Annotated in this window: 13 protein-coding genes; 3 read left to right on the top strand and 10 right to left on the bottom strand. The window is 62.0% G+C overall.

The genetic code is table 11. The annotated features are described in order from the left end of the window. Positions 1-70 precede the first annotated feature (70 nt). Together EK23_RS19395 and EK23_RS19390 are read left to right on the top strand one after the other, a co-directional pair. On the top strand, positions 71-1,846 hold the full coding sequence (locus tag EK23_RS19395) for an SLC13 family permease (protein ID WP_045227059.1): 1,776 nt from the start codon (positions 71-73) through the stop codon (positions 1,844-1,846). 21 nt (positions 1,847-1,867) lie between these two features. Further along, entirely contained in the window at positions 1,868-2,890 is a 1,023-nt protein-coding gene (locus EK23_RS19390) for an FAD:protein FMN transferase (RefSeq protein ID WP_045227058.1), read from the top strand. Between the two features lie 18 nt (positions 2,891-2,908). Here the strand turns inward: EK23_RS19390 and EK23_RS19385 are convergent, their stop codons facing one another. Further along, a complete protein-coding gene (locus tag EK23_RS19385) occupies positions 2,909-4,099 on the bottom strand; it encodes a class I SAM-dependent rRNA methyltransferase (protein ID WP_045227057.1) in 1,191 nt (396 codons plus the stop codon). Positions 4,100-4,237: 138 nt separating this feature from the next. Here EK23_RS19385 and EK23_RS19380 point away from each other — a divergent pair, with 138 nt between their 5' ends. Then, positions 4,238-4,450, top strand: a complete 213-nt coding sequence (locus EK23_RS19380; RefSeq protein ID WP_045227056.1) for a hypothetical protein — start codon at positions 4,238-4,240, stop codon at positions 4,448-4,450. Positions 4,451-4,474: 24 nt separating this feature from the next. On the opposite strand, the gene EK23_RS19375 is transcribed toward EK23_RS19380, so the two are convergent. The 9 genes from EK23_RS19375 to cutA all read right to left on the bottom strand — a co-directional run bounded on the left by EK23_RS19375 (position 4,475) and on the right by cutA (position 12,523). After that, complete coding sequence (locus tag EK23_RS19375; RefSeq protein WP_045227071.1) at positions 4,475-5,080, bottom strand: lipocalin family protein; 606 nt, start codon at positions 5,078-5,080, stop codon at positions 4,475-4,477. 56 nt (positions 5,081-5,136) lie between these two features. Further along, positions 5,137-5,937: a zinc-ribbon and DUF3426 domain-containing protein gene (locus EK23_RS19370; RefSeq protein ID WP_045227055.1), complete on the bottom strand. Its 801-nt coding sequence runs from the start codon at positions 5,935-5,937 to the stop codon at positions 5,137-5,139. Between the two features lie 3 nt (positions 5,938-5,940). Continuing rightward, positions 5,941-6,825, bottom strand: a complete 885-nt coding sequence (prmA, locus tag EK23_RS19365) for a 50S ribosomal protein L11 methyltransferase (protein ID WP_045227054.1) — start codon at positions 6,823-6,825, stop codon at positions 5,941-5,943. After that, on the bottom strand, positions 6,825-8,171 hold the full coding sequence (gene accC / locus EK23_RS19360; protein ID WP_045227053.1) for an acetyl-CoA carboxylase biotin carboxylase subunit: 1,347 nt from the start codon (positions 8,169-8,171) through the stop codon (positions 6,825-6,827). Before accC ends, prmA begins: the two co-directional genes overlap by 1 nt. Before the next feature lie 52 nt (positions 8,172-8,223). Beyond that, positions 8,224-8,676, bottom strand: coding sequence for an acetyl-CoA carboxylase biotin carboxyl carrier protein (gene accB / locus EK23_RS19355; RefSeq protein WP_045227052.1), 453 nt, complete (start codon positions 8,674-8,676; stop codon positions 8,224-8,226). A 5-nt stretch (positions 8,677-8,681) separates the two neighbouring features. Beyond that, on the bottom strand, positions 8,682-9,128 hold the full coding sequence (aroQ, locus tag EK23_RS19350; RefSeq protein ID WP_045227070.1) for a type II 3-dehydroquinate dehydratase: 447 nt from the start codon (positions 9,126-9,128) through the stop codon (positions 8,682-8,684). A gap of 307 nt (positions 9,129-9,435) precedes the next feature. Continuing rightward, positions 9,436-9,966, bottom strand: coding sequence for a TlpA family protein disulfide reductase (locus tag EK23_RS19345; RefSeq protein ID WP_045227051.1), 531 nt, complete (start codon positions 9,964-9,966; stop codon positions 9,436-9,438). Continuing rightward, the gene (locus EK23_RS19340) at positions 9,963-12,215 is read right to left on the bottom strand and encodes a protein-disulfide reductase DsbD (RefSeq protein WP_045227050.1); all 2,253 of its coding nucleotides are present in this window, start codon (positions 12,213-12,215) and stop codon (positions 9,963-9,965) included. Before EK23_RS19340 ends, EK23_RS19345 begins: the two co-directional genes overlap by 4 nt. Further along, positions 12,188-12,523, bottom strand: coding sequence for a divalent-cation tolerance protein CutA (gene cutA, locus EK23_RS19335; RefSeq protein WP_045227069.1), 336 nt, complete (start codon positions 12,521-12,523; stop codon positions 12,188-12,190). The genes EK23_RS19340 and cutA overlap by 28 nt, the downstream gene beginning before the upstream one ends. Positions 12,524-12,560 lie beyond the last annotated feature (37 nt).

Genomic DNA, 12,560 nt, shown 5'->3' with positions numbered 1-12,560 from the left:
TGCCTGTTTTTTATCGGGTTGCCGCGGTGATACGGCGGCGTTTCGAGGCAGGGTGAGGGGATAGATCCGCATGACAGGCCACGCATGGCTCACAATAGGCGTCATTTCCGGCTGCCTGATGTTTCTGTTGGTCAGCGCCGCCGCGCCGGAGCTGATCTTGTTCGGCACCGTGGTCGTGCTCCTGATAGCCGGCGTACTGACGCCGGAACAGGCTCTGGGCGGTTTTTCCAACGAAGGCATGATCACCGTGGCGCTGATGTACGTTGTTGTCAGCGGCATCCGCGAGACCGGCGGCGTGGATCTGCTGGTTCAGCACGTGTTGGGCCGGCCCAAAACCGTGCGCGGAGCCCTGGCGCGGCTGACCATTCCGGTGGCGGCTGTCAGCGGCTTTATGAACAACACGCCGCTCGTCGCCATTTTCCTGCCGGCGGTGCTGACCTGGGCCAAGCGCCTGCAGATCTCCCCCTCCAAACTGCTGATCCCCTTGAGCTATAGCGCCGTGATCGGCGGCACCATAACCCTAATCGGCACCAGCACCAACCTGATCGTGAATGGCCTGTTGGTCCAGGCGCACCGGCCCGCCCTGGGCCTGTTCGATATCGCATGGGTCGGCATCCCCTGCAGCCTGGTGGGTATCGCCTACATGCTGGCCTTCGCCCCTCGGTTCCTGCCGGAGCGCCTGCCCGCCAGCGCCGTGTTCGAGAATCCCAAGGAATACACCACCGAGATGGTGGTGGAAGAGGGCGGACCGCTGGTGGGCAAGAGCGTGGAGGAGGCCGGGCTGCGCCATCTGCAAGGCCTCTATCTGGTGGAAATCGAACGCGGCGACGAGATTCTGCCCGCCGTCGGACCCTACGAACGGTTGAATGCCGGTGACCGCCTGGTATTCGCCGGTGTGAGCGATTCCGTGGTGGAACTGCAGCGCATCCGCGGGTTGCGTCCCGCCGGCGAACACGCCTTCAGCTTGGCGGACCGCAAGCACCGGGAACGCGTGCTGGTGGAAGCGGTCGTCTCGCCCCAATGCTCACTGGTGGGGAGAACCATCAAGCAGGGACGTTTCCGCATGGTCTATGGCGGCTCGGTGATCGCCGTGGCGCGCAACGGCCAGCGCCTGCCGGGGAAAATCGGCGAGATATCCCTGGAGCCCTCCGATACTCTGCTGCTGGACGTGCGCCCCCCGTTTCTGGAGCGACACCGGAATTCCAACGACTTCCTGTTGATCAGCCAGGTGTCCGATTACCTGCCCGTGCGGCATGACCGCGCCTGGCTGGCCTGGCTGATCCTGGGTGCGGTGGTGATGAGTGCAACCTTCGAGTGGCTGAGCATGCTCAAGGCCGCGCTGCTGGGTGCTTCGGCCATGCTTTTGAGCGGTTGCTGTTCCGTCCTTGCGGCGCGAAGAAGCATCGACGGACAAGTGCTACTGGCCATCGCCGCCTCTTTCGCGCTGGGCAAGGCCCTGGAGATCACGGGCGCGGCCGGCGGCATCGCCCAGGGCTTCCTGGGCCTGGCCGGCGACAACCCCTGGCTGGTGCTGGCCTATTTCTATTTCTTGACGGTGGTTCTGACGGAACTCTTGAGCAACAACTCGGTGGCGGTACTAATGTTCCCTCTGGCCCTCGCCCTATCGACGCGTTTGGGCGTCAGCGAATGGCCTTTCGTCATCGCCGTGATGATCGCGGCTTCCATGGGGTTTTCCACGCCCATCGGCTATCAGACCAACCTCATGGTCTATGGTCCGGGCGGTTACCGCTTCGGCGATTTCGTCCGTTTCGGCGTGCCACTGAATCTGATCATGGGCGTCGTCTCAGTGAGCGTCATACCCGTCATCTGGCCTTTTCACCCCTGACATATCCCACCTGCCTATCCCATGAATCCACCCGCGCAACGTTCGCTCCCATTGCTTATGGCGGCGCTTCTCGCCGCATGCCAGCAAGGCCCGAAAGAAGTCGAGATCTCCGGTTCCGTTCAGGGCACCACCTACCACATCAAGTCCGTCACCGACGCGCCGGCGGAGACGGTCGCAGACCTTCAGAAACAGGTGGAGGCAACTTTTGCCGACATCGACCTGAAACTGTCCAACTACCGCGAAGACTCCGAAATCACGCGCTTCAACCGGCAAAAGACCACCGAATGGCAGGCGGTTTCGCCGGAGATCTTCAACCTTGTGTCGATTGCCCAAGTAGTTCATGCCAAATCGGCGGGTTGCTACGACCTGACCGTGAAGCCGCTATTCGACTTGTGGGGCTTCTCGCGGCACCAGACCCGGGTGCCGGAGCCCCGGGAGATCGCGGCCCTGCTGCCGCACATCGGCATGGACAAGCTGGAACTGGACGCCGGCCAGAACAGGATGCGCAAGCGCGACCCGGATCTTGCGGTGGACCTTTCCTCTATCGCGCAAGGGTACACGGTGGGCGCCGTCGCAAAGATCCTGGAGTCGCGCGGCATCCAGAACTACATGGACGAAATCGGCGGCGAGATGAAAGTGCGCGGCCGCAAGGCCAACGGCGAAGACTGGCGGATCGCGGTGGAGAAGCCGACGCCCTTCACACGCGAGGTGCAGAGGATTTTGTCACTGCACCAGCAGGCCGGCGTGGCGGTGATGACCTCGGGAACCTACCGCAATTTCTTCGAGCAGGGCGGGCAGGTCTATTCGCATATCATTAATCCCAAGACCGGAAAGCCCGTCAACCACAAGCTGCTGTCGGTGACCGTGCTGCACGACGATCCCACCTGGGCCGATGCCTGGTCCACTGCGCTGCTGTGCCTGGGCGAGGAGGAAGGCTACAAGACGGCGGAGGCGGAGGGCCTGCGCGCCCTGTTCATCTACGGCGAAAACAAGGAACTCAAGGAGAAGATCAGCCCGGCCCTGGCCAGGGAACCTGGCCTCTGAGTTCGCTCCGGCCATGAGCTATAGGCTGGCGGATACAGCGCAGAAGAAGGCCTTCAGATACTGGGTTTCCGGGATCGCCGGATGCACCGGGTGATCCGCAGCCTGGCTGCCTTCCGCGATGAAGCTCAGGTGACGGTCGCCATGACGGGCGGTTGCGCGCAGGAGATCGTGCAGCGTCTCCCGCTGCAGGTGGTAGGAGCAGGATGCCGAAACCAGGATGCCACCGGGCTCCAGTAACTGCAGGGCACCCTGGTTCAAGCGCCGATAAGCCTCGATGCCGGCCTTGGCGTCCTTCTTGCGCTTGATCAAGGCCGGGGGGTCCAGCAGGATCAGCCCATAGTGCCGCCGCTCCTCGCGCGCGCGCTTGAGAAATTCGAAGGCGTCTTCCCGCTCCACGGTCAACCGGTCGTCCACGCCATTGAGGCGCGCATTCTCGCGGGCCAGGCCAAGAGCCGACTCCGAGGCATCGACGCAATCCACCCTGGTAGCGCCGGCCACCGCAGCCTGGATGCCCCAGGCGCCTGAATAGGAAAACAGGTCCAACACACGCTGGCCCTTGGCCAGACTGGCGGCCAGGGCGCGGTTGCTGCGGTGATCGAAGAACCAGCCGGTCTTCTGCCCGGACACCGGGTCCACCTGAAAGCGGACGCCATTTTCCTCCATGACAAAGGGCTGCAGGGACTCGCCCTTCACCAAGCGGGTTTCGTCGGAAAGACCTTCCAGGCTCCGGAGGGCCGAGGTGTTCTTCAGGAGCAGCGCGCTGGGATCGAACAGGGCCTCCAGGGCCGCAAAAACCTGGGGCTGCAGGCGTTCCATCCCCAAGGTGTTGGTCTGGACCACGAAGACACGGTCAAAGCGATCCACCACCAATCCCGGCAGGCCGTCGCTCTCGCCGTGGACCAGCCTATAGTAGGGCTTCGCAAACGCGCGCTCGCGCAGGTGCAGGGCAGTCTGGATCCGCTCGCGAAAAAAGGCCTCATCGATTTTCGCGTGCTGGCGGCGCGTCAGCAAGCGGGCGCAGATCAGCGTATCCGGGTTGACATAGGCCACGCCCAGGCCAGCGCCCCGGGAATCGAGCACCTGCACCAGTTCCCCTGCTGGCATGCCCTTGAGCGGCGTCTGGGCAATGTCCACCTCGTTGCTGAAGATCCACAAATGCCCAGAACGCAGGCGCTTCTCTTCGTTTCTCTTGAGCTTCAATTCATGCATCGGTACACCTGGGGTGAAAGCGAAAGACGAAGGGAACTTTATGCCGGTAAGCGGGGGTCGAATTCAGGCGGCTTGCCCTGGTCGCGCCCACTTGTCACAATCGGACGTCGCCGGAATTCAGGCGCGGGAGGTCTCCGGGTGTTAGAACAACTCGTCTATTCCATCAATACCTTTCTGGTGCACCACCCGCACCTGCTGCGCCTCATGCACCTGTTGTTCTGGGTGAAGTACTGGATCCTGATGGGGCTGATCGGCTTGTTCGTGTTTCTGGTCTACTCCGAGGACCACAGGCGCGCGGAGGAAAAGCGCCAGGCAGCCGAGGCAAAATCCCCCGGACGCTTCCTGGCTTAGCCTTGCTTTCCGCGCCCGGAAGCCTTATTTGTCGCCCGCGGGCGCCGCATCGACCGTATCCTCGGCCGGCGGGTCATCCTGCTTGACGAAGATAAGCCGCTTGGTATCGTAGCCCGCCTTGCCCGCCTGATTGATCAGATCACCCATGACCTTGTCGTCCAGGGTCTTGTCGCGAGAGAGTATCCATAACAGGGTCTTGCTGGGACCTGTGACCATGGCATAACGGTAATTTTGCTTGTCCAGGGCAATGACGTGGTAGCCGCCCCACAGCGGCCCGAAGAAGGAAACCTTCAAGCTGCCGATAGTCGGGTCGTCCAGCATCTTGGCCACCGCGTCGTCCTCGGTCCATTCACCCTTCTTTTCGTTATAGCCACGGTTGATGACCTTGATCTCATCGCCATCTGCCGCGACGTACTCGGCGGTGACGTTACGCAGGTTCCGCTCGAAGCCATGATCGAGGCGGGCGATCTCGTACCATTTACCGAGAAAGCGCTGCAATTCGAAGCCATCGACCGGCTGCACGCCCTCCGGCACCTTGGTGCACGCGGTGAGTAGCGCCAGAAGCATGGGCACGAGCAGGACCCGTAACAGGCTAGAGCGGTTTGCAGCAACACAAGCATCGTAATTCATGTTTTTCAAATCCCCGATGGATTCGGTTCGCCTTATGGCATGTGGCATGGATGGCATCAAATCAGTTCGAAACTGAACCCGCCCACCTCGCTGCTGGGCTTGGCGATCAGCAGGCGGATCTCGAAGGGTTTCCCCACCGGCATTTTACCGGGGCGCGGCGCTTCCAGGTATTCATCAGGAGAAAAGGTACGACTCGCGGATGGGCGGCCCCCGAGTTCCGAAAGCACCAGGCGGATCGAGGGAAACGCCTGCGCCAAGGCCGACTGGTTGGCAATGATGAGACGGAACTCATAGCCATCGACATCATCCGGCGCTGGCAGCAAGGCGCGGTCCACCACCTGAATCTGGCGCGTGTCCTTGTAGGGGCTCAGTTCGCAACCCAGGCTTTCACACATCAGTTCCAACCAAGGCCGGACCCGCTCATTTTGAGCCAGGCGCGCGCCTTCGAACACATTCACCTGCCACACCAGCAGGACCGCCATGGCCAGAGCGCCCAGCCACCAGCACAGGCCGCTGCCCAGTTCGGGACCGCGCGGCTCCTCATCTTCCCTATCGCGCTCAGTCCGCTGCGGCCTGGCAACCAAGCCGCCGACAGCGCGCAAGGACGGCAATCCGCCCCCCCGCAACGGCGGGAGCATTGCGTGCTGGGCATCCTGACCTTCGACGCCGGCTGCCGGGGATGCAACCGGCCTCCGGATTGGCGGCGCCTTGGGGAAGTCCTTGGGACTCTCCGCCAAGGCATTCAGTGCGTTGAACGGGGTCTGGCAATCCCGGCAAATCACTTTGCCACGGGATTCGCGCAGCTTGTTGATGTCGATGCGGAAGGTCGCGCGGCAGGTCGGGCACTGTGTGTACATGGGTCACTCCTCGCGCCGGACACCGCTCAGGCGCGTCCAGTCCTCCTCGAATTCCGGCGGGTCCATACGGAACCAAGGTGCATAGGCCTGGCTCACCGCATCCGCCTGCTCGCGCAGGATACCGGAGAGGGCCAGCGCTCCGCCAGGGCGAACCATCGCGGCCAATTCTTCCGCCAGTTCCAGCAGCGGGTTGGCGAGTATGTTGGCCACCAGCATGTCCGCCTGGACCGGGCCAATCTCCTTGGGATAGCGGCAGCGCAAGCGCCCGGCGACGCCGTTCTTTTCGGCATTGTCTCGGGTGGCGGTCAAGGCCTGGGGATCGATGTCCACCGCTTCAGCCCCTTCCGCACCCAGCAGCAGCGCTGCCACGGCCAGAATACCCGAGCCGCAGCCGTAATCGATCAGGGTCTTTCCCTTCAGATCCATTCCGTCGAGCCACCTGAGGCACAAGGCCGTGGTTGGGTGGGTGCCGGTGCCGAACGCGAGCCCCGGGTCCAGCGCCACGCATACCGCATCCTCCTGTTCCGGCGCGGCGAACCCGGTGGGAACGATCCACAGTCGCCGGCCGAAGCGCATGGGTTTGAAATGCTCCAACCAAGCCCGCTCCCAAGCCTGATCCTGTATTTCTTCGACGCGCCAGGCATGCAGGGAGTGGGCCCCGAAACGACTCTCCAGGGCAGCCCGCAATAGTTCCGGCTGCACATCGGGCTCGAACAGAGCCACGACCCGCGTATCCTGCCAGACGGGCGTTTCCCCGGGCTTGGGCTCGAACAGGGGCTGATCGCCCTCATCCTGCAGGCTGACGGACAAGGCCCCCAGGCCGCTCATGGCGTCCGCCACGGCATCGGCCAGGCGCTCCTCCGTCGCCACCGAGAGCTGTCGCCACATCAGTGCTTGAGCCCGAGCTTCTGCTCCAGATAATGGATGTTCTGCCCGCCTTCCTGGAAAGCCTTGTCGTTGATGATGTCCAGCAGCAAGGGAATATTGCATTTGATGCCGGCGATCACCATCTCGTTGAGCGCCGTGCGCATTCGCGCGATGGCGCTGGCGCGCGTCTCGCCGTGGGCGATGAGCTTGCCGATCATGGAGTCGTAGTAGGGCGGCACCTTGTAGCCATTATAGATGTGCGTCTCCACCCGTATTCCCGGCCCGCCCGGCATGTGGAACTGTTCGATCAGCCCGGGGGAGGGCATGAAGGTGGATGGGTCCTCCGCGTTGATCCGGCACTCGATGGCGTGCCCGCAGAGCTGCACGTCCTCCTGGGTAATGGACAGCTTTTCGCCGGCGGCGATGCGCAGCTGTTCCTTGACGATATCAAAGCCGGTGACCATCTCGGTTACGGGATGCTCGACCTGCACGCGGGTGTTCATCTCGATGAAATAGAACTCCCCGTCCTGGTAGAGGAACTCGAACGTCCCCGCCCCCAGATAGCCGATCTCGCGGCAGGCCTCCACGCAGCGCTGGCCCATGGCGCGCCGCTTCTCCTCGCTGATGCCCGGCGCCGGCGCTTCTTCCACCACCTTTTGGTGGCGGCGCTGGGTGGAGCAGTCACGCTCGCCCAGATGGATGACGTTGCCGTGGGTGTCGGCGATCACCTGGAATTCGACGTGGCGCGGATCTTCCAGGAATTTCTCCATGTACACCATATCGTTGCCGAATGCGGCCGCGGCCTCGCCCTTGGTCAGGCTGATGGAGCTATGCAGCGCCGCCTCGCTGTGCACGACGCGCATGCCGCGCCCACCGCCGCCGCCGGCCGCCTTGATGATGACCGGAAAACCGATGCGGCGCGCGATCTTCAAGGTCTCGTCAAAGTCCTCGCCCAGTGGCCCGTCGGAGCCGGGCAGACAGGGAATGCCTGCCTTCTTCATAGCCTCGATGGCGGAAACCTTATCGCCCATGAGGCGGATGGTATCGGGCCTGGGACCTATAAATACGAAGCCGCTCTGTATCACCTTCTCGGCGAAGTCGGCATTTTCCGACAGGAAGCCATAGCCCGGATGGATGGCGACGGCGTCGGTGACTTCGGCGGCGCTGATGATGGCTGGAACATTGAGGTAGCTTTCCCGCGAAGGCGCGGGCCCGATGCACACGGATTCGTCGGCCAGACGAACGTGCTTGAGATCCCGGTCCGCCTCGGAATGCACGGCCACGGCCTTGATGCCAAGTTCGCGGCAGGCGCGCAATATGCGCAAGGCGATCTCGCCCCGGTTGGCGATAACGATTTTACCAAGCATGACTGATTACCTGATGGAGTCTAAGGGGTTCACGCGCCAGCGGCAGCGAGGCTTATTCGATGACGAAAAGCGGCTCGTTGTACTCCACAGGCTGTGCATTCTCCACCAGGATCTTGGCGACCACCCCGGCTTTGTCGGCCTCGATCTGGTTCAGGATCTTCATGGCCTCGATGATGCAGAGCGTATCGCCCACATTGACCCGGTGCCCTACCTCGACGAAGGTCTTGGCGCCGGGCGACGGCGAACGGTAGAAGGTCCCCACCATGGGCGAACGTACCACATGGCCGCTGATCGCCTCCTCTGCCGGAGCGCTCTCCGCAGCGGCAACGGGCGCTGGCCCTGGAACCGCCTGGCTCACCATGGTGGCCGGCGCGGTCATCATCACCGGCTGGGATGAGGAATAGCGGCTCAGCCGCACCGATTCCTCGCCCTCCTTGATCTCGATTTCAGCGATATCGGACTCTTCGATCAACTCGATCAGCTTTTTTATTTTTCTAATATCCATGACTCTCAGCTCTTTTCTTGAATGGCGTGGAGGGCAGCCTGCAGCGCCAGCTCGTAACCCAGCGCACCAAGCCCGCAAATAACGCCCTTGGCAATATCGGACAAATAGGAAACCTTTCGGAACGGTTCGCGCGCATGGACATTGGACATGTGCACCTCGATGAACGGAATCTTGGTTCCGAGCAGGGCGTCGCGTAGCGCCACGCTGGTGTGCGTGAAAGCGCCGGGATTGATCAGGATGAAATCCACCTGTTCCCGAAATGCCTGGTGTATGCGATCGATGAGGACATGCTCTGCGTTGCTCTGCAGAAAGCTGATGACTGCTCCAAAGCGCTGCGCCATCGCCGCCAATCGGTTTTCGATGTCCCCAAGGGTCTGGCTACCGTAGATTGCCGGTTCCCGAAAGCCCAATAGATTCAGGTTCGGGCCGTTGAGCACCAGGATGTTAGTCATGGATGAATGAACCGTTCGTCCGAATTTCTGCACGTTGGCGTAGGTGGTCACTGAATCCGATCCTTCATGGATCTTTCAGCAGTTTTCGCCGAAAAACTCGCATTTGCCGGCGATTTCCGAATCGACGACCTGAGGTCATCGATCGTGTCGGCACGGACCTGCGCCGAGGGATCAGCCCAATCTAGGGCAGCTCCCAGAAATTGCAAGGTTATTTTGCCGAATGGCAGTGAACTTGTCCACAACGGTGCCGTTCAGGCCAGGTTCTGAGCTGACGAGGGCTGCAGGATAGAGATACGATGTACCCGCCTTAAGGCGCGCTGGCCTTAAGCAGAGGCTCCACCGCCTTGATGACTTCTTCACGGTCAAAAGCTCCGACTTCCACGTGGAGCAGCTTGCCCGCCGGATCGAACACGGCGGAAAACGGCAGCACATGCGCGTGGTTGCCCAGGCTCGCGGCCCAGTCCTCACCGCCATTCTCGCCGATGAGAATCGGGTAGTTGACCGGGGTGACCTTGAGATAGTCCTTCACCGAATCGCCGTCGTCGATGGCAATGCCGACGAACTGCAGGCCCTTGTTGGCATATTCCTCCTGCAGTTTCACGAAAGCCGGCATTTCTTCCAGACAGGGGGGACACCAGGTGGCCCAGAAATTCACCACCAGGATCTTGCCTTTCCATAGATCCATCCGCACGGATTGCCCGTTCAGGTCGGGAAAACTCAGGGCAGCCAAGTCCACCGTGGTTACTTTGGGCGGCGTCTCGCCCTGGCGCGAACGTGCCATGACGCCGGCCGCAAGAGCCAGGAACGCAACAAGGACGACGAGAAGGGCGCGCATCATAGCAGTACCTTTTGCAAATGACTCAAGAACGGGTCCGCCTCCAGATAACCGACCAGGCGGGCTTGCTTGCGCTCGTTGCCGTCCGGCGCGAAAAACAGGGTCGCGGGCGGGCCGAGCAGCCGATAGCGACTCAGGAGGCTGGAATCGTCATCGCTATTATCCGTCACATCGGCTTTCAGCAAGATGACGTCGGCCAAGCGGGCTTGCACGCGTCCATCGCGAAAGGTGTAGCGCTCCATTTCCTTGCAGGAGACGCACCAGTCCGCGTAATAATCGAGCATTACCCAGCGGCCGGCCGCCTTGGCGGCAGCCAGCTGCTCATCCAGTTCAGCCACCGATTTTACACGCCTGAACTGCAGGCCTGTCGCCGGCTGCTCCTTTCCTCCAGTCATGGCCAGACCGCGCAAGGGCTGGCGCAGATCGTCGCTGTCGGTGGCGACGCCGATCAGCAGCAGGATGCCGTAGGCCAGCATGGCCACGCCCAGGCCCTTCCACAGCTTGCGCCAACCGGAAACGCCGTGTGGCAGTGCATCGAGGGCGTGCATGTAGATGGCGGACACGATCAACAACAGGGCCCACAGCAGCATGCTGAGGGCTGTCGGAAGGATGCGCTCGAGCAGCCCCACGGCCACCGCTAGCATGCCCACGCCAAAGACGGACTTGACCGCTTCCATCCAGACTCCGGCCTTGGGCAGCAACTTGCCGGCCGACGCGCCGATGATCAGGAGCGGCACGCCCATGCCCAGGCCCAGGGCGAATAGAGCCAGACCACCCAGCACGGCATCGCCAGTCTGGCCGATATAGATCAGCGCCCCGGCCAGGGGTGCCGCCATGCAAGGGCCCACCAGCAGAGCCGACAATGCGCCCATGACGGCGGCCCCCAGCAAGGTTCCGCCTTTCTGCTTGCGGCTGAGTAAGGCCACCCGTTCCTGAATGAACAGCGGCACCTGCAGTTCGAACAGGCCGAACATGGACAGAGCCAGGACCACGAACAGCGCGCTGAACGATCCGATCACGGCCGGCGCCTGCATGATCGCCTGCAAGTTGCTGCCGAACAGGCCGGCGAGCACGCCGAATACGGTGTAAGCCGCTGCCGCGGCCAGCACATAGCTGAGGGACAGCATGAAGGCGCGGCCGGTGCTGACGGCATGCCCTTGCCCGACAATGATGCCGGACAGGATCGGTATCATCGGGAAGATACAGGGACTAAAGGCCATCAACAGGCCGAAGCCGAGGAAACTCGCCACCACCAGCCAGGTGGAATCGGTCTTGAGTGAGGCCGCGATGCGATCCTGTTCGGGAGCGGCGAGTTCCTCTTTGGGTCCGCTAGCTTGCGTTGAAGCCCCGGTGGTCCCGCCAGGCGGAATCTCCAGTGACACGGTTTTATTCACGGGCGGATAGCACACACCCTTTTCGGCACAGCCTTGATAGCGGGCATTCAGCTCTATGGTGGTCGCCGTGCTGTCGGCCCTGCGCAAGGGCAAGTCGAAGGCGAGTTCGCCGTAAAACACTTCGACCGGCCCGTCCTCTTCCTGCTTCATGGTTCCCTTGGGCAGGCTCGGTTCATCCAAGGTCACAGCCTTGTTGCCTGCCAGGGAAAAACGGAAGCGATCCCGATACAAATAGTAGCCTTTCGCGATCTGCCAGCTGACCCGAAGGGTCCTCTCGTCCTTGACCTCCGCCAGGAACTGGAAGGCCTGGTCAGCCGACAGCAGATCGTCCGGCTGGAGCCCGCCACCGGCCTTGCGGGCCGGCTGGATCAACTTATATAAGGCATTTCCAGAGCCCGTGTCCGCCGGCGCAGCGCCTTGCGGCAGATCGACCGTCACCCGTTGTTTAAAGGGCGGATAGCAGATGCCTGCATCGGCGCAACCCTGCCAGCGCACCTCCAGTTCCAGTTGGCGGACTGACGGGTCTTCACGAGTCAAAGGCACCGGAATCGCCAGATGCCCGCGGTAGATTTCCATCTCCCCGAAAAACTCGTCATGCTTCTTCTCGGTGGGGGGGAAGATGGGATCGCCCAGGCTGATGCCGGGCGTTTTTGGGGTAAACTTGAACTTGTTGCGGTAGAGGTAATAGCCCTGAACAATGTCCCAGGTCAGCAGCAAACGCCCCTCCGCGTCGATGCGCGCGGCGAAGGGGTAGGCCTGCTCCTGCGGCAACACGTCCTTTTCATCCAGCGCGTAGGCCTGGCCGGACAAGGCGGCCAGCAGAAACAGGATCAGGGAGAAGGCGTGTCGTGCAGCCATTGGCTTATCCATTGCAGGTAATCGGGTAGGGCGCGTTCGACCGGAATGACGACGATCTCCGGCAGTTCATACGGGTGTTGCTCGCGCAGGCGGGTTTCCAGTCGGGTGTAGAGGGCTTTCTCGGTCTTGATCAACAACAGCGCTTCCTGCGAACTTTCGATCGCCCCTTGCCAGGGGTAGATGGAAGTCAGGCCAGGCAGTACGTTAACGCAGGCAGCGAGCCGTTCTTGCACCAGCAGGCGGGCCAGATTGGTGGCCGTATCACCGACTGGACAGGTAGACAGGACTAGACAATATTCCGGGCTCATGGCAAAAGTCTCGGCTTGCATTGTAAACACAGCGAGG

The sequence above is a fragment of the Methyloterricola oryzae genome (assembly GCF_000934725.1).
Lineage (GTDB): Bacteria > Pseudomonadota > Gammaproteobacteria > Methylococcales > Methylococcaceae > Methyloterricola > Methyloterricola oryzae.
This window is presented reverse-complemented; position numbering and strand designations above follow the sequence as displayed.